The sequence below is a fragment of the Streptomyces sp. CS113 genome, from assembly GCF_002188365.1.
Classification (GTDB): domain Bacteria; phylum Actinomycetota; class Actinomycetes; order Streptomycetales; family Streptomycetaceae; genus Streptomyces; species Streptomyces tendae.
The window spans coordinates 8,077,218-8,093,733 of the sequence record NZ_KZ195574.1; the positions used below are offsets into that span (position 1 = coordinate 8,077,218).

Genomic DNA, 16,516 nt, shown 5'->3' on the forward strand with positions numbered 1-16,516 from the left:
CCGCCGTACACTCTCCCGATTCACAGCCGGCCCTCACGGCCGGTTCCAGCCATGTCCCGGCCGGTTCACGCCGAGATCCACTTCTCAGCATGTCATGCCCCGGTCCGTCACGGGACGCGGGGGCGGACCGGGGTCAGGGCTTCGCCCGGTCCGCCTCCGCCACCCGCTCCCGCACCTGCTCCGGTGTCAGATAGGCGTCGGTGTACTCGAAGTCCTTCAGCTTCGCGGGCTTGCGGGCCTGGAAGCCGGTGCGGACGAAATCGTCGCCCGCGACCGCGTTGAGCGCCCAGTTCGCCGCCACCCGGGCCTTGGCCACGCCCGTGCGCAGCGCCGACCAGTGGTAGCCGCGGGCCACCGCCTGCGCGGGCAGGCCCGTCAGTTCCACCCCGAGCGGCTTGGAGACCGCGTCGGTGCCGCCCAGATCGACGACGAGCCCCAGGTCCTTGTGGACGTACGGCCGCATCGGCTGGTTGCGCAGGGCGGCGATGAGGTTCTCGGCGACGTGCTTGCCCTGCCGCATCGCGTGCTGGGCGGTCGGCGGGCAGACGGCGCCCTCCTGCCCCTTGGCGAGGTCGGGCACGGCCGCGGAGTCGCCGAGCGCGAACACCCCGTCGTGGTCCGGCAGGCACATCTCCGCGGTGACCGCGAGACGGCCCTTGACCGTCTCCGCCCCCAGCGTGGCCATCAGCGGGCTGGCGACCACGCCCGCCGTCCAGATCAGCGTGCGGGTGGGGACCACCCGGCCGTCCGTGAAGGTGACCTCCTCCGGTGCGGCCTTGGCGATGGAGACACCCAGCGAGATGTCGATGCCGCGCCGGGCCAGGATCTGCTGCGCGTCGCGGCCGAGCTTCTCGCCCAGCTCCGGCATCAGCTTCGGCGCGATGTCGATCAGATGCCACTTGATCAGGGCCGGGTCCAGCCGGGTGTAGCGCTTGACGGCCGCGTGCGTCAGCCGCTGGAGGCAGGCCGCGGTCTCGGTGCCCGCGTAGCCGCCGCCCACCACGACGAATTGCAGCCGGGAGGCCCGCTCCACGGGGTCCTGGCTGGCGTCGGCGAGGTCCAGCTGCGAGATGACGTGGTCGCGGATGTACGCGGCCTCCGCCAGGGTCTTCATGCCGAACGCGTTGTCGGTGAGCCCGGGGATGTCGAAGGTGCGGGTGATGCTGCCCGGCGCCAGCACGATGTAGTCGTAGGGCTCGTTGACGATCCGGTCGGTGATGGTGCGCACCACGCAGACCTTCGCCTTGAGATCCACCCCGATGGCGCCGCCCGGGATGATCCGGGTCCGGTAGCGGCTGCTGCGCCGCAGGGAGAGTGCGATCGACTCGGGGGTGAGCACCCCCGCGGCGACGTGCGGGAGCAACGGCAGATAGAGCTGGTAGGAGAACGGCGTCACCAAGGTGACGTCGGCCTCGTCGGGGGAGAGCCGCCGCTCCAGACGACGGACGCACTCCACGCCGGCGAAACCTGCGCCGACCACCAGGATCCTGGGTCGTGTCACGGTGTTCATCCCTTTCTGCGGCTCCCGGGCGGACTGCCGCGAACGCCATTCGCCTGCCCGGGGATCGCCGCTTCGCACCTCGCCCATCCCACCGCGCCCGATCCCGCCCGGCCAGCCGGGTGCGGCAGGCAGGCGACGCCTCCGGATCACCACCATGCCCCGCCCGGGCCCGGAGCGCACCGGGCGGGAGCGAACCGCGTGGAAACGCCGGGTCAGTCCGTGCCGGGCAGGTGGCACAGCAGCAGGCACACGTCGTCGTCCCGCTCGGAGTCGCTGAGCATCGGACGCAGGATCCCGTCCGCCGAACCCTCAAGGTCCGCGTCCAGTTCCGCCGGGCCGAACGACCCCAGCGCGTCCGCCAGCCGCGAGATGCCCGGGTCTATGCCGCGGGCGCGGCGCTCCACCAGACCGTCCGTGTACAGGGCAAGCGTCGAACCGGGCGCCATGGGCACCGTGTGGTCCGCGATCTCCTGCCGCAGCGGGATGCCGAGCATCGCACCGGGTTTGGCGTCCAGCGTGCGCACCCGCCCGTCCGGGGTACGCAGCACCGGCGGCGGATGGCCGGCGGCCGCCCACGTCACCGTCGGGTCGTCGGGGTGGAAGCGCGCGATGACCGCGGTGGCGAACAGATCGGGCTGGAGGTGGTGCAGGAAGATGTGCAGCCGGGTCAGCAACTGCCCGGGGCTGCCGCCGTCGACCGCGTACGCGCGCAGCGCGGTGCGCAGCTGACTCATCATCACCGCCGCCCGCAGCCCGTGCCCGGTGACGTCCCCGACCACGGCGATGACACCCCCGTCGGGCTGCCGGAACGCGTCGTACCAGTCGCCGCCGATGTTCAGTCCGTGGGTGGCCGGCAGATAACGCGCGGCCAGCGAGAGCCCGGGCGGGGTCGGCAACTCCGTCAGAAGGGCCCGCTGGAGGGTCTCGGCGATGTCGCGGTTGTGCTGGTAGCGCTGGGCGTGGTCGATCGCGATGCTGGCCCGCCGGGTCAGCTCGACCAGCATCACGGCGTCGTCCGCGTCCCAGCGTTCCCCGGGCGGGGACAGGGTCACCACCCCCAGGGGCGCCTGCCGGGTCGGCAGCGGGATGCACAGCAGGGGCCGGTCGGGCGCCAGCGCCGAGGGCGGCTGGTCGTCGACGCCGGGCAGACCTCCCGGGTGGGCGGCCGCGTACTGCGGGCGCCCGGTGCGGGCGGCGACCACCGCGGCGGCCGCGTGGGCGGGTCCCGGCCGGTCGCCGTCCTGGTCGAACAGCCAGATGTCGATACTCGCCGCGTACTCGGGCACCAGCAGCTCCGGCAGCCGCCGCACGATCTCGTGGTGGTCCAGCGACGCGGTCAGCACCGCGCTCGCGTCCGCCAGGAACGTCAGCCTGCGCCGGGCGTTCTCCGCCTCCGTACGGGCCTTGCGCTCGGCCGCGAACGCCTCGCGCTGGGCCCGTCCGGCGGCGTCCAGTTCGGCGTGCAGCGCCACCACGCCCTGGTTCGTCTGCTGGAGCTCCTCCCGGTGGAACTCGACCAGGCCCTCCTGCTCGGTGAGCCGCTCCAGCACCAGCGCGGTGTCCTCGTCGGTGCCCAGCAGGGCCTCGGCCAGCAGCACCGGATCGTTCGCCACGGCGCCGACGTCCACGTCCGCCGCCGCCTCGGGGCACGGCACCGTGACCCGCCACGGCGGCTGCCCGGCGGCCGCTGCCCGGCGCGACGGCGTCACCACGGCGTGCAGCACGCTCTCCCCGGCTCCCGGCCCGGGACGCGAGACCGTGCCCGTCTCCAGGGTGAGCCGCCAGCTGCCGCCCTTGGCCAGACACAGCCGCAGCTGCGCACCGAGCGAGGCCGTCAGCCGGGCACGCTCCACGGGCGGCACGCCGAACGCCGCCGCCAGGCGCGCGGTGCCGATGCGCGCCCGCGCCGCGTCGGTGACATCGCTGATCTGCCAGGTTCGGGTCATGGTCCGTCCGACGGGATCGGGGCCAGCACGGCGACGGCGGTGTCGTCCCGTACGGGACGGGCCGGGCTGCTGGCATCACGGATCGTGACGGCGGCGGTCACCGCCGGGTCGGCCGCCGTGCGGCACGTGTCGGACGTCGGCGACCACCGGCTCGGCAGGCCGTCGCTGTGCAGGACCAGCACCCGGTCGTCCGCCCACGGCGCCTGCTCCTCGCGCAGCGTGGTGGGCCGGTGGGTGCCGACGATGCCGGGCCGCGACACCAGGTGCCGCCAGGTGCCGCCCTCGCACAGCCGCGCCCCGATGTTGCCGACGCCGGTGAAGCGGAGCACCGCGGCCCGCGTGTCGACCTGGGCCACCGCGACGGCGGCGCCGCGGGTGCCGGACAGCGCCCGGTCGAGCCGTCGCACCGCCTCGGCCGGCGGCAGGTGGGCGGCCGCGCGCAACGCCTCCACGGCGGCGTCCGAGGCACGGGCGGCCTCGGGACCGTGACCGAGACCGTCGGCCAGCATCAGCGTGACCAGGTCGCCGTCCCGGACCCAGGCCCAGGCGTCGCCCGAGTACTCGGCGCCGCCGAACGGGACGTTCACCGCACCGGCCCGCAACCGGCCCGCCGGACCGGTGTCGGTGGCACGGGCCGCGGGCAGGCCGACCCGGGCGACCACCACCGTGCCCCGGCCCGGGACGCTGTGCAGGTCGAAGTCCTCGGCCAGGCGCGCACAGGTGCCCAGACCCGCACCGAGGGAGCCGGTGGTGGTGAAACCGTCGCGCAGCGCGGCGGACACGTCGGCGATGCCGGGCCCGTGGTCGACCGTGACGATCTGCACCCGAGGACTCCCCGGGGACCCGGCCGCCAGGACGGGCGGGGCGACCACGTCGACGACGACCCGCCCGCCCCCGGCGTGCTTGAGCAGGTTGGTGGCCAGCTCGGTCGCCACCAGCGCCGCCGTCGAGGTCCGCTGCTCGTCGAGACCGGCCAGGGCCGACGCGTGCTCCGCGGCCACCCTGGCGTCGCGCACCCGGGTGGAGTCGTGCACCGGGACATCCCACACGCGGGGCATCAGGACTCCTCACGCGGGCGCGGCGGCCGGCCCACCCAGGACGTCACCCGCACGGTCGTCCCGGAGCCCGGGGCGCTCTCGATCCCGAACTCGTGCACCAGGCGCCGTGCGCCGCCCAGCCCCATGCCGAGCCCGTCGCCGGACGTGAAACCGTCGCTGAGCGCCTGCTCCAGGTCCGGGATACCCGGTCCCTCGTCGCTGAACGTCAGCCGCAGCCCGTGCGTGGTCCCCTCGACGAGCTGCTCCGTGTCCATGGTCCCGCCACCGCCGTACACGAGCGTGTTGCGGGCCAGCTCACTGGCCGCCGTGACCAGCTTCGTCTGGTCCACCAGACCGAAGCCGAGCTGGGCGGCCGCCTGCCGCACATGCTGTCGCACCCACACCAGATCCATGTCCGAACGGATCGGCAGGCGGGCCTGGGAGCCCGCGGCAGTGTGCATCACAAACGCTCCTGGCCGAGGCCGCCGAAACGGGACGAAGGGGCCTGCCGGCTCAGGACTTCCATGGCCACCTCGGTACTGAGCGCGGTGTGCACGCCCGGCAGCGTCAGACCCAGCTCCACCAGGGTGATGGCGACCGCCGGCCGCATGCCGACCAGTACGGTCCGCGCGGCCAGGAGGCCGGTCTGACCGGCGATCTCGGCCAGGATCCGGCCCAGGAAGGAGTCGACGATCTCCACACCGGAGACGTCGATGACCACGCCGGTGGCACCGCTGCGCACGATCGTCTCGGCGAGATCCTCCTGGAGCTGCTGCGCCGTGCTGTCGTGCAGGTCCCCCTGGAGGGTGACCAGGAGGACCTCACCGAGCCGCAGGACCGGAACGTGCCCCGTCACCGGAGCCCCGTGGGGCCCGGGCCATGCCTGGCTCACCGCGCGACCGCACCGTTCGTGCCGGGCGTCACGATGCCGACCCCGAGCTGGTGCAGCACGTACCCCAGCGCGTCGGCGAGGCTCGCCCGGGTGACCACCGTGCCCAGGTCCAGACCCAGGTGGACCATGGTCTGGGCGATCGCCGGCCGGATGCCGGAGACGATGCACTCGGCGCCCATGAGCCGGGCCGCCGCGACCGTCTTCATCAGGTGCTGGGCGACCAGCGAGTCCACGGTCGGCACACCGGTGATGTCCAGGATCGCGTAGCGCGCCTGCTGCTCCACGATGGACTCCAGCAGGGTCTCCATCACCACCTGGCTGCGCGCGCTGTCCAGCGTGCCGATCAGGGGCACGGCCACGATGCCGTCCCACAGCTTGATGACCGGGGTGGCCACCTCGAGCAGCTGGAGCCGCTGGCGGTCGATGAGTGCCTGACCCTCGCTGAGCGCGGTCTGCATGACCACGACCCGCAGGGTGCCCATCAGCACGCTCAGCGTGGTGACACAGTCCCGGACGTGCTCGGTGGGCGCGTCCTCCGGCAGGTCGGCCACCAGCAGGTTCTCCACGGGCGGACGCAGCGCGGCCACCTCGTTGGACACCTGCGCGGTGCTCAGCCCGGAGCGCGAGCGGGCCGCGCCCATCCGCGCCAACTGCTCGCGCACCGCCGTGAATCCGGCGGCGTCCGGGTCCTCGACCCGGGCCGCGTCCGCGACCTGTGCCAGCGCGTCCACGACGGCCTTGCCCGCCTCCACCGCCTCGTCGCGCGAGACGGTGAACACGGCCCGGAACAGCGGCTCGTCGGCCCACCGCTGGGCGATCTGCTCACGGCGACGCCGCAGCAAGTCCCTGACCTCGCGCGTCGGCACTCCCGCCGTTCCCTCCGCCTGTTCCGGCACCTGTCCCACTCCTCATCCGCGTAGCGCCGCACCTCACCCCCCACGGGGTGACGCGCCGGCGACGTGACCCAGCCGGTCGACAACTCTAACCACCCGCCGACCTGGCGCGTCACCTGCTTCCGGACGACCGGTCCGGAGGGGTGCGGGCGTGGCGGCTCAGGCTTCGGGCACCCGCGGACCCTCCGGCTCGGCGTCGACGCGGGAGAGTGCCTCGTCGAGGCTGTCCGAGACCGGCACGGTGATGCTCACCCCGGTCAGGTCCAGGACGCGCAGCACCGCCGGGGCCGGCGAGATGATGTGCACGCTGCCCGGCAGGTCACGGGCCTCCTGGTAGACCCGCAGAATGATGTTCATGCCGGACGAGTCCATGAACGGCACCGCGGACAGGTCCAGCAGGAAGTGCCGTCGGCCGTGGTGGAGCTGGTTGGCCAGATGGTGCTGGAACTCGGTCGCGGTGTCGACGTCCAGGTAACCCTCCACCTTGAGCAGCGCGACGTCCTCCCGGGGCAGCGTCACTTCGACGGACAGCGGGTTCTGGGCTATGGGCACGTCTACCTCCAACAATGCGGCGGCGCGGCGGACCGTCGGGTGGCCCACCGCGCCCGCCGGATACCCCTGAAACCCGACTCCACACCTGCCGGACCGGACCCGGTTCGCGCCCCCGCCCGCGCCCGGTGCGTCACCCCACCCGGATGCCCACCAGACACGTGTCGTCGTCCGTGTCCGACCTGCTGTAGGTGAGCAGCCGGTCCAGATGCTGGTCCAGGGTGCTCGGCGTGGGGCGCACCGTGCTCAGCAGCTGGGTCAGCGCCTCCTCCACCGGCCGGTCCCGGCGCTCGATCAGACCGTCGGTGTACATCAGCAGCGTGTCCCCGGCGGCCAGCTCCGCCTCGGCCTCCTCGTACGCCGTCTCCGCCACCGCGCCCAGCAGCATGCCCTTGACCAGCGGCAGCGGCGCGGCCCCCGGACCCCGTACGAGCACCGGCGGCAGGTGTCCCGCCCTGGCCCAGCGCAGCGTACGCCGGGCCGGGTCGTACAGGCCGCACACCGCCGTGGCGGTGACCCCGCCCGTCAGATGGTGGGCCACGATGTTGAGCCAGGACAGCAGCTGTCCTGGGCCTGCCCCGGTCACCGCGAGTCCGCGCAGCGCGTTGCGCAGCACCACCATGCTGGTCGCCGCCTCTATCCCGTGCCCGGCGACGTCCCCGACGCACAGCAGCACCCGCCCACTCGGCAGCATCACCGCGTCGTACCAGTCGCCGCCGACCAGCTGCTCCGTCTCCGCGGGCCGGTACCGGACGGCCACCTGGAGGTCCGGCACCCTCAGCGGGGTCTGCTCGGGCGGCATGATCGCGTGTTGCAGTTGCAGGGTGAGCCGGGCACGCTCGATGGCCTGCTGCTCGGTGTGCGCCAGCTGGTCGCGGGTGGCGGCGAGCGCCACCTCCGTCCAGTGCTGGGCCGAGATGTCCTGGCAGGCCCCGCGGACCAGGAGCAGCCGGTCGTCGGTGTCCAGGACCGGCTCGGCCACCACCCGCACGTGCCGGGTCACCCCGTCGGGCCGCCGCAGCCGGAACGCCGCCGACGCCGGCCGCCGGTGGTGCAGCAGCGTGCGCAGGAACCGGCCGATGGCGACGGCGTCGTCCGGGTGGGCGTGGGCGGCCAGCTCCTCCAGCGGCACCGGCGTGCTGGTGTGCGGGCGCCCGTACAGGTCGAACAGCTGCCCGTTCCAGGTGATCTCGCCGGTCAGCAGGTTCTCCTCGAAACCGCCGATGCGGCCGAGCCGCTGGGCGTGCTGGAGGAGACTGGCCAGCCGGGCCGTCTCGTCCTCGATGCGCCAGATGAGCAGCACCGCGTTGCCGTGCCGGCTGACGCTGATGTCCGCCACCGCCGACAGCGGCACCTGGTCCACCAGGGCGGTCAGGTTCATGTGCCGGGCCCGGAACGGCTCGCCCGTGGCGTACACCCGCTCCACGCTCCGGAACAGCTCGCTGTCCCCGGCGGCCATCGGGTAGGCCTCCAGGAGCAGCGCACCGCCCACCACGGCCCGCGGCCGTCCGGCCGGATCCATGAAGCGCTTGTTCACGTGCTGGATGCGGAAGTCCGCCAGGTGCCCCGCCGCGTCCAGGTGCGGCACCAGCACCAGAGCGGGGTCGTGCAGCCCGTCGGCCAGGTCCATCAGCTCCACCGCGTCCGGCATCGCCCGCGGCTCCTGCCCGGGCTCGCGCGGCGGCGTGTACGACTCCAGGGTGTGCGCGCACAGCTCCGCCAGCGCCTCCACCTGACGGACCACCTGGGGCGGCTGCGGGGCCAGCGGCACCGGCCAGGCGATCTCCAGCACGCCGTGGATGCGCCCCCCGGTGCCGGCGGGCACGGCGACCCTGCCGCTGTCCGGGTACTGGTGCCGGCCCACGCTGGGCAGCCCCGTCCCGGCGAGGGAGGCGAACCACTGCCCCGAGCGCTCGGTCAGTGCGCAGCGGGCCACCGTCGCCACGTCCGGCGGCACGTACCGCCAGCGGGCCGCCTCGGCGGGCGGGAACCCGGCGCTGCCCACCAGGGTGAGCGACCCGTCGTACCCGGCCGCCCAGATGGCCACCGCGACCGCGCCGAGCGGGCGCAGCGCCTGCTCCAGCAGGGCGTCCGCGACGGCCTGGGTGTCGTTCGCGGCCAGCGCGCCGCTCTCGGCCGCCCGCAGCCGTACGGCCGCGGACTCGGCCACCGCCTCCGCGGCCGCCCCGGCTCCCGCGGTGGCCCCGCCGTCCGTGTCCTCCTCCGGGCCCGCGGTGCGTACGGCGGCGGTGGCCGCGAGGAACGCGTCCGTCACCTCCGACATGCGGTCCCGGGCCGCCTGGTTGATGACGTCGACCGCGAACTCCAGCGGCGTCACCTGGGACTGCTCGGCCAGCTCGGCGAGCTGCCGGGCGGCCTCGGCCGGACCGCAGCCGAGCCGCGCGACCAGGATCCCCTTGGCCAGCTCGATCAGCGCCCGGCCCTCGGCCTCCGCCTGGGCGGCCCGCACCTCGCGGCTGAGCCGGTCCACCGTGGCCGCCAGCCTGCCCACGGGCGACAGCGGCGTCAGGCCGACCGGGTCGGAGCCGTCGCGCCCGAGGGCGCCGGCCGGTCCGCCGGACCGCTCGGAGGCGCTCATACGGGCAGCCACCGTCGGACGCAGGCGATGAGGTCCTGGGTGTCCACGGGTTTGGTGACGTAGTCGCTGGCGCCCGAGGCGAGGCTCTTCTCCCGGTCGCCGGGCATCGCCTTCGCGGTGACCGCGATGATCGGCAGCTCGGCGTACCGCGGCATCCTGCGGATCTCCGCCGTCGCCGTGTAGCCGTCCATCTCCGGCATCATCACGTCCATCAGGACCAGCGACACCTCCGGGTGGTCCACGAGCATCTCGATGCCCCGGCGGCCGTTCTCCGCGTGCAGCACCCGGAAACCGTGCAGTTCCAGGATCCCGCTGAGCGCGAACAGGTTGCGCGCGTCGTCGTCGACCACCAGGACGGTGCGCCCGGCGGGCGGATCCTGACCGGCCCGCGGGTCCGGGCGCGGCGGCTCCTCCGGCCGCACCAGGGACAGCACGTCCCCGGGTTCCTCGGCGGCCAGGTGCAGGGCGATGCGCTCGCGCAGCTCGTCCAGGCCGGCCAGGAACTCGAGGGTCCGGCCGGCCGAGTGCGAGCGCAGATCCTCCTCCACGGCGGCGTCCGCGCGGTGCCCGCTGTGCACGAGCACCGGCACGCTCGCCAGCGCCGAGTCGCCCCGCAGGGCGTGCAGGAACCGGGACGCCTCGTCGTCCGGCATGCCCAGCTCCAGTACGACGCAGTGGCACGGCTCGGCCGCCAGCGCGCCGGCGGCCTCCTCGGCACCCACGGCCGTGATCACGTCCAGCGGGGGCCGGTCGCCCGCGTCGTCCCGCCCGTGCGTCAGATCGGCGACCACGCTCTCCGCGACCAGGGTGAGCAGACCGCGCGGACGCTCCTCCACCACCAGCAGGCGCCGCGGCCGTTGCCGGTGGCCGCCGGTCAGCTCGGCCACCGGCGCCGGGCGGTCGAGGACGTCGGCGGCCGCGTCGGCGGGGAGGTGCTCGGGGCCGCGGGCCAGCAGGTCCTCGAAGTCGGGCCGGGCCACCGGCAGGTACAGCGTGAAGGTGCTGCCCCGGTCGGGCGTGCTGTCCACCGTGACGGCGCCGCCGAGCAGCTGGGCGATCTCCCGCGTGATGGACAGGCCGAGCCCGGTGCCGCCGTACTTGCGGCTCGTCGTGCCGTCCGCCTGCTGGAAGGCGCCGAAGATCGACTCCAGGTTCTGCTCGGGGATGCCGATGCCCGTGTCCTTCACCCGGAAGGCCACCACGGGCCCGCCCCGGAGCACACCCGCGGGCACCTCGCCGTCCGGTGCCGGTTCGACGGCCAGCTCCACGCCGCCCCGCTCGGTGAACTTCACCGCGTTGGACAGCAGGTTGCGCAGCACCTGCCGCAGCCGGGAGTCGTCGGTCAGCAGGTCCGCCGGGGCGCCGGGGGCCGTGGTGACCTTGAACTCCAGGCCCTTCTGGCTCGTCATGGGCCGGAAGGTGGCCTCGACGTACTCGATGAGCTGGCGCAGCGTCACCCGCTCGGGGGACACGTCCATCTTCCCCGCCTCGACCTTCGACAGGTCCAGGATGTCGTTGATCAGCTGTAGCAGGTCCGAGCCCGCCGAGTGGATGATGCCGGCGTACTCGACCTGCTTCGGGGTGAGGTTGCGCGAGGGGTTCTGCGCCAGCAGCTGGGCCAGGATGAGCAGGCTGTTGAGCGGGGTGCGCAGCTCGTGGCTCATGTTGGCCAGGAACTCGGACTTGTACTTCGAGGCCAGCGACAGCTGCTGGGCGCGTGCCTCCAGCTCCTGCCGGGCCTGCTCGATCTGCAGGTTCTTCGCCTCGATGTCCCGGTTCTGCGCGGCGAGCAGGGACGCCTTGTCCTCCAGCTCGGCGTTGGAGTGCTGCAACTCCTCCTGCTGCGACTGCAACTCCGCGGAGCGGGCCTGGAGTTCGCCGGTCAGCCGCTGCGACTCGGCGAGAAGTTCGTCGGTACGGGCGTTGGCCACGATCGTGTTGACGTTCACGCCGATGGTCTCCATCAGCAGTTCCAGGAAGTCCTGGTTGATCTGGGAGAACGGGGCGACCGAGGCGAGTTCGATGACGCCGAGGACCTGTCCCTCGACCACGATGGGCAGCAGCACCAGCGCGGCCGGCACCACCTCGCCGAGCCCGGACGAGATGGTCAGGTAGCCCGGCGGCAGCTCGTTCACCATGATGGTGCGCCTGCTGCGCGCGGCCTGGCCGACCAGGGTGCGGCCGAAGGCGATGCGGGTGGGTCTGGCCGTGTCCTCCGGGTAGCCGTAGGAGCCCACGAGCCGCAGCTCGGGACCGTCGTCCCCGTCCTCGGCCAGGTAGAAGGCGCCGTACTGGGCCGACACCAGCGGCACCAGCTCGTCCATGATCAGCTCGGCGACCACGGGCAGGTCGCGGTGGCCCTGCATCAGGCCGGAGATGCGGGCGAGGTTGGTCTTGAGCCAGTCCTGCTCCTGGTTGGCCCGCGTGGTCTCGCGCAGGGACTCCACCATGGCGTTGATGTTGTCCCCCAGCTCGGCGACCTCGCCGGACGCCTCCACGGTGACCGAGCGGGTCAGGTCGCCCTCGGCGACGGCGGAGGTGACCTCGGCGATCGCGCGGACCTGCCGGGTGAGGTTGCCGGCCAGTTCGTTCACGTTCTCCGTGAGGCGCTTCCAGGTGCCCGAGACGCCCTCCACCTCGGCCTGGCCGCCGAGCCTGCCCTCGGTGCCGACCTCGCGGGCCACCCGGGTGACCTCGTCGGCGAAGGCGGAGAGCTGGTCGACCATCGTGTTGATCGTCGTCTTCAGTTCGAGGATCTCGCCGCGCGCGTCGACGTCGATCTTCTTCGACAGGTCGCCCCTGGCCACCGCGGTGGTCACCAGGGCGATGTTGCGCACCTGGTTGGTGAGGTTGTTGGCCATCGAGTTGACGTTGTCGGTCAGGTCCTTCCAGGTGCCGGCGACGTTCGGCACGTTCGCCTGGCCGCCCAGGCGCCCGTCGGTGCCGACCTCGCGGGCGACCCGGGTGACCTCGCCGGCGAACGCCGACAGCGTGTCCACCATGGTGTTGATCACGTCGGCCAGCGCCGCGACCTCGCCCTCGGCGTCGACGGTGATGCGCTGCGACAGGTCGCCGCGGGCGACCGCGGTGGCCACCTGGGCGATGGAGCGCACCTGACCGGTCAGGTTGGACGCCATCACGTTGACGTTGTCGGTGAGGTCCTTCCAGGTGCCCGACACCCCGCGCACCCGGGCCTGCCCGCCCAGGTTCCCGGCCGTGCCCACCTCGCGGGCCACGCGGGTGACCTCGTCGGCGAAGGCGGAGAGCTGGTCGACCATGGTGTTGATGGTGTTCTTCAGTTCCAGGATCTCGCCGCGGGCGTCCACGTCGATCTTCTGCGACAGGTCGCCCCTGGCCACGGCGGTGGCCACGTGGGCGATGTCACGGACCTGGGTGGTGAGGTTGCCCGCCATGGCGTTCACCGAGTCCGTCAGGTCGGCCCAGGTGCCCGAGACCCCCGGCACCCTCGCCTGCCCGCCGAGGGCGCCCTCCGTGCCGACCTCCCGGGAGACCCGGGTGACCTCGGAGGTGAACACGGACAACTGGTCCACCATGCCGTTGAAGACCTTGGCGATGTCGCCCATCAGCCCGTCCGCGTCGTCCGGCAGACGGGTGCCGAAGTCGCCGTCCCGCACGGCCGTCAGGCCCGCCAGGAGGCGGCGCAACTCCTGATCGCCCGGAACCGCGTCGACGGATCCGGTGCTGTCGCTGGTCATGCGTACCCTCGTTCCGCTCCCCGGGGGTCCTCGCGGCGAGGACCCACCACCCCCTGCCGGACCGTTCGGGCGGTCCGGCCTCCCGGCTCCGCGTTCGCGCAGTTCACGGATTCGCCCCCGGGAGAAAAATACGCCCGAGGCTAACCCAGGTCCCCGGCGCGGACAAAGCGATGTGTCACCCGGGCGAACGCGTACCCCCGCACGGGTCACGTCTGGCGGGCGGCACCGGCGGCGCGCACCCGCTCGTCGTCCCGGCGCCGCCCGAGGGCCCGCCGGGCCGAATGCGGCGGCCGGAGACGGGTATCCGCTGCCGTGGAGCCGGTCCGGCCCGTCGCGTCCGCCCGGCCGGCGGTCGCCGCGGGAAAGCTCCGCGACCCGACCGGACCGTACGACAGCACGCGGGAAACCGGGGACACCACTGACATGGAACCAGCCGACCGGACCACCACGACAGCCGCCGCCACGGCAGCACCCCGCCTCGCGCCCTTCGCCGTACCGGCGCCCGGCGACGGGGCGGGTGCCGCGGCCGCACGGGCGTACGCGGAGTCCGTGGCGCGCACCGGCTGGGGCGGCCCCGGCCGCCGGGTGCGCGAGGAGGACGTCGTTGACCTGCTGCTCGTGGTCTCGGAACTGGTGACCAACGCGATCCGGCACGGCGACGGGCTGGCCGGCTTCGAGGCCCGGCCCACCGACGAGGGACTGTGGATCGCCGTCCACGACCACAGCGCGGTGGTGCCGCGGGCCGCGTACGCGTTTCCGACCACGCACCCCGGAGGCGGTTACGGCTGGCCGCTGGTCGCCCGCCTCGCCCGGGACATCGCGGTCGAGGTGCGTCCCGACGGGGGCAAGACGATCAGTGCGCTGGTGCCGCTGCGCGGGTCCGGGGCCCCGTGAGCCGCGCCGGTCACCAGGGCAGGAAGACGTGGATGTCCTTGCCCCGTTCCCCGGTGACCACACTCACCTGGTCGGACAGGGTGTGGATCAGATGCCAGCCGATGCCGCCGCCGCCCTTGCTCGGATGGAAGGGGCGCGGCGCGGGCTCCGTGGTGCTGGTGTCGTGCATCACGACGTGCACGCCGTCGAAGGTGCGGCGCAGCCGCAGCTGGAACGGCCCCGGAGCGTACTGCACGGCGTTGGCCGCCAGCTCGGTGACGACGAGGAGGATGTCGTCCCAGTGCTCGGGCGCCGCGGGCGGCGCCGCACGGGCGAGGTCGTAGAGGAACTCCTCCGCGACCAGCCGCGCACCGGTCACGTTGTGCAGCTCCCCGGTGAAGCTGGCGGTGCGGTTCGTGATCTCCTCGGAAGCCAGTGTCCTGTCCCAACGCGACTCGGCTGCCATTGCGCCTTCCCGGCCCGGCACCGGCCGGGCTCCGTCCCTTCTTCTGCGGATCCCCTTCGTTGGTAAGTTCCCGTGTCGGCTGAACCTAGTCGCGCCGGTGTGCGGGTCCGACGGCGGGACGGGCCCCGGATCAGCGCAGGAACACGTTGTCCGCGTCCTCCCAGGCGGCCGGCTCCTCCGGCGGCCGCACCGGCCGACCGTGCGAGCGCGCCTCGTACATCGCGTCGATCTCCAGCGAGTAGGCCCGTACGATCGCGTCGCGGCGGAGCTTCATCGACGGGGTGAGCAGTCCGCCGGCCACGTCGAAGGGGTCGGGCAGGACGCGGAAGACCCTGATGGACTCCGAGCGCGACACCGCGCTGTTGGCCGCGGCCACGGCCCGCGCGATCTCCTCCCGCAGCGCGTTCTCCTCGCGTGCCTCCCGGGCGGGGGCGTCGCCCGGCAGGGCCAGCGACGCCCGCCAGTGCGACAGGAACTCCGGGTCGAGCGTGATCAGCGCACCGACGCAGGGCCGGTTGTCGCCGACCAGCACCGCCTGGTGGACCAGCGGGTGCATCCGCAGCCGCTGCTCCAGGGCGGCCGGGGCGACGCTCTTGCCGCCGCTGGTGATGATGACGTCCTTCTTGCGGCCGGTGATCGCCAGGTAGTTCTCGTCGTCCAGGTGCCCGAGGTCGCCGGTGGCCAGCCAGCCGCCGCGCAGCACCTCGCGGGTGGCGGCCTCGTCACCGACGTACCCCTGGAACAGCGAGGGCCCGCGCACCAGGATCTCCCCGTCGTCGGCCACCCGGATCTCCGTGCCGGGCAGCGGCTGCCCCACGGTGCCGGACTTCTCCCGGCCCAGCGGCTGCATCGTCAGTCCGCCGCTGGTCTCCGTCAGACCGTAGCCGTCGTGTACGTAGACGCCCATGCCCTCGTAGAAGAGGGAGAGCTCCCTGCTGAGCGGCGAACCGCCGGACGTCGCCCGGCTCACCCGGCCGCCGAGCGCGTCGCGCAGCCGCCGGTACACCGTCCGCTCGTACAGGGCGTGTTGCATGCGCAGGTCGAGACCGGGTCCGGCCCCACGGCCCAGGCGCCGGCGCTCCAGTGCGGCGGCGAAGTCCCGCGCCGTGTCCGCGGCCCGCTCGAACAGGGCACCGCGGCCGGACTGCTGGGCGGTGCGCAGGAAGTTCTTGTAGATCTTCTCCAGGACCGACGGAACGGCGTACAGATACGTCGGCCGGAAGGAGCGCAGCGCCGAGGAGAGCGCCTCCCCGGTCATCACGGGCTCGTGCGCCATCAGCAGCCCGCCCCGTACGCACAGGGTCTGGATCATCAGCCCGTACACGTGCGAGAAGGGGAGGTAGGCGAGGACCGCGCCCTGCACGCCCGGCGGCGCCGCCGTGTGGCCCCAGCCCGCGAGCAGCGTGTCGCACGGGGCGGCCAGCCCGCGGTGGCTCAGCGCGCAGCCCAGGGCGCGACCGGAGGTGCCGGAGGTGTAGGCCACCACCGCGGTGGAGTCCGGCAGCACGATGCGGCGCATGGAGTCGACCGTGGCGAACGGGAGGAACTCGCCGCGCGCCACCAGGGTGTCCAGCGCGCCCGCGTCCAGCTGCCAGACGTGGCGCAGCGCGGGCAGCGACGCGCACACCGAGCCGACGGTCATCACGCTCTGCTCGTCCTCGACCAGCACGCCCACGCAGCCCGCGTCCCGCAGGATCCACTCGACCTGCTCGCGCGAGGAGGTCGGATAGATCGGCACGATCTCGGCGCCCACCGTCCACAGGGCGTAGCCGAAGACCGTCCACTCGTACCGGGTGCGGGCGAGGATCGCCACCCGGTCGCCGGGCGAGATCCCGCTCGCGATCAGGCCCTTCGCGAGGTCGACCACCTCGTCGCGGAACTCCACGGCCGTCACCTCGTCCCAGACCGCCGAGCCGGGGCCGCGGCGCCGGGCGAGCATCGGCAGGGTCGGTGTGCGGGCGGCCGTCTCGAAGAGGCTGTCGGCGAGCGAGCCGGTCAGCGGCGGGACGGCCCGGGGAGCGAGTGCGGTCTCGCGCATGCGCCT

12 protein-coding genes are annotated in these 16,516 nt (G+C 73.5%); 1 reads left to right on the forward strand and 11 read right to left on the reverse strand.

Annotated elements, in window-relative coordinates:
* Window positions 1-133: 133 nt before the first annotated feature.
* The 9 genes from B9W62_RS36495 to B9W62_RS36535 form a co-directional block, all read right to left on the reverse strand.
* Complete coding sequence (locus tag B9W62_RS36495) at window positions 134-1,510, reverse strand: NAD(P)/FAD-dependent oxidoreductase (protein WP_179235849.1); 1,377 nt, start codon at window positions 1,508-1,510, stop codon at window positions 134-136.
* A 203-nt stretch (window positions 1,511-1,713) separates the two neighbouring features.
* Window positions 1,714-3,447: a PP2C family protein-serine/threonine phosphatase gene (locus B9W62_RS36500; RefSeq protein ID WP_087811176.1), complete on the reverse strand. Its 1,734-nt coding sequence runs from the start codon at window positions 3,445-3,447 to the stop codon at window positions 1,714-1,716.
* Window positions 3,444-4,505 carry an ATP-binding SpoIIE family protein phosphatase gene (locus B9W62_RS36505; RefSeq protein WP_087811177.1) on the reverse strand — a complete coding sequence of 354 codons (1,062 nt, stop codon included), beginning with the start codon at window positions 4,503-4,505 and terminating at the stop codon, window positions 3,444-3,446. Before B9W62_RS36505 ends, B9W62_RS36500 begins: the two co-directional genes overlap by 4 nt.
* The gene (locus B9W62_RS36510; protein ID WP_087811178.1) at window positions 4,505-4,945 is read right to left on the reverse strand and encodes an anti-sigma regulatory factor; all 441 of its coding nucleotides are present in this window, start codon (window positions 4,943-4,945) and stop codon (window positions 4,505-4,507) included. The genes B9W62_RS36505 and B9W62_RS36510 overlap by 1 nt, the downstream gene beginning before the upstream one ends.
* Window positions 4,945-5,376, reverse strand: coding sequence for an STAS domain-containing protein (locus tag B9W62_RS36515; RefSeq protein ID WP_087811179.1), 432 nt, complete (start codon window positions 5,374-5,376; stop codon window positions 4,945-4,947). The genes B9W62_RS36510 and B9W62_RS36515 overlap by 1 nt, the downstream gene beginning before the upstream one ends.
* Window positions 5,373-6,272 (reverse strand): STAS domain-containing protein, encoded by a 900-nt coding sequence (locus tag B9W62_RS36520; protein WP_087811180.1) that lies wholly within the window; start codon window positions 6,270-6,272, stop codon window positions 5,373-5,375. Before B9W62_RS36520 ends, B9W62_RS36515 begins: the two co-directional genes overlap by 4 nt.
* A 156-nt stretch (window positions 6,273-6,428) precedes the next feature.
* Window positions 6,429-6,821, reverse strand: a complete 393-nt coding sequence (locus tag B9W62_RS36525) for an STAS domain-containing protein (RefSeq protein ID WP_087811181.1) — start codon at window positions 6,819-6,821, stop codon at window positions 6,429-6,431.
* 130 nt (window positions 6,822-6,951) lie between these two features.
* Window positions 6,952-9,417 (reverse strand): SpoIIE family protein phosphatase, encoded by a 2,466-nt coding sequence (locus B9W62_RS36530; protein ID WP_087811182.1) that lies wholly within the window; start codon window positions 9,415-9,417, stop codon window positions 6,952-6,954.
* Window positions 9,414-13,133 carry a HAMP domain-containing protein gene (locus B9W62_RS36535; RefSeq protein ID WP_087811183.1) on the reverse strand — a complete coding sequence of 1,240 codons (3,720 nt, stop codon included), beginning with the start codon at window positions 13,131-13,133 and terminating at the stop codon, window positions 9,414-9,416. Before B9W62_RS36535 ends, B9W62_RS36530 begins: the two co-directional genes overlap by 4 nt.
* A gap of 423 nt (window positions 13,134-13,556) precedes the next feature.
* Between B9W62_RS36535 and B9W62_RS36540 the strand changes: the two genes are divergently transcribed.
* Window positions 13,557-14,027: an ATP-binding protein gene (locus B9W62_RS36540; protein WP_087812271.1), complete on the forward strand. Its 471-nt coding sequence runs from the start codon at window positions 13,557-13,559 to the stop codon at window positions 14,025-14,027.
* 10 nt (window positions 14,028-14,037) lie between these two features.
* On the opposite strand, the gene B9W62_RS36545 is transcribed toward B9W62_RS36540, so the two are convergent.
* Together B9W62_RS36545 and B9W62_RS36550 are read right to left on the reverse strand one after the other, a co-directional pair.
* On the reverse strand, window positions 14,038-14,472 hold the full coding sequence (locus B9W62_RS36545; RefSeq protein WP_087811184.1) for an ATP-binding protein: 435 nt from the start codon (window positions 14,470-14,472) through the stop codon (window positions 14,038-14,040).
* Between the two features lie 130 nt (window positions 14,473-14,602).
* Window positions 14,603-16,510, reverse strand: coding sequence for an AMP-dependent synthetase/ligase (locus tag B9W62_RS36550; protein ID WP_087811185.1), 1,908 nt, complete (start codon window positions 16,508-16,510; stop codon window positions 14,603-14,605).
* Between the last annotated feature and the right edge of the window lie 6 nt (window positions 16,511-16,516).

Excerpts from the sequence above, each read along its gene's own strand:
- B9W62_RS36535 (WP_087811183.1), bottom strand. The coding sequence starts at position 13,133 with ATGACCAGCGACAGCACCGGATCCGTCGACGCGGTTCCGGGCGATCAG.
- B9W62_RS36510 (WP_087811178.1), bottom strand. The coding sequence starts at position 4,945 with ATGCACACTGCCGCGGGCTCCCAGGCCCGCCTGCCGATCCGTTCGGAC.
- B9W62_RS36495 (WP_179235849.1), bottom strand. The coding sequence starts at position 1,510 with ATGAACACCGTGACACGACCCAGGATCCTGGTGGTCGGCGCAGGTTTC.
- B9W62_RS36545 (WP_087811184.1), bottom strand. The coding sequence starts at position 14,472 with ATGGCAGCCGAGTCGCGTTGGGACAGGACACTGGCTTCCGAGGAGATC.
- B9W62_RS36530 (WP_087811182.1), bottom strand. The coding sequence starts at position 9,417 with ATGAGCGCCTCCGAGCGGTCCGGCGGACCGGCCGGCGCCCTCGGGCGC.
- B9W62_RS36550 (WP_087811185.1), bottom strand. The coding sequence starts at position 16,510 with ATGCGCGAGACCGCACTCGCTCCCCGGGCCGTCCCGCCGCTGACCGGC.
- B9W62_RS36500 (WP_087811176.1), bottom strand. The coding sequence starts at position 3,447 with ATGACCCGAACCTGGCAGATCAGCGATGTCACCGACGCGGCGCGGGCG.
- B9W62_RS36540 (WP_087812271.1), top strand. The coding sequence starts at position 13,557 with ATGGAACCAGCCGACCGGACCACCACGACAGCCGCCGCCACGGCAGCA.
- B9W62_RS36505 (WP_087811177.1), bottom strand. The coding sequence starts at position 4,505 with ATGCCCCGCGTGTGGGATGTCCCGGTGCACGACTCCACCCGGGTGCGC.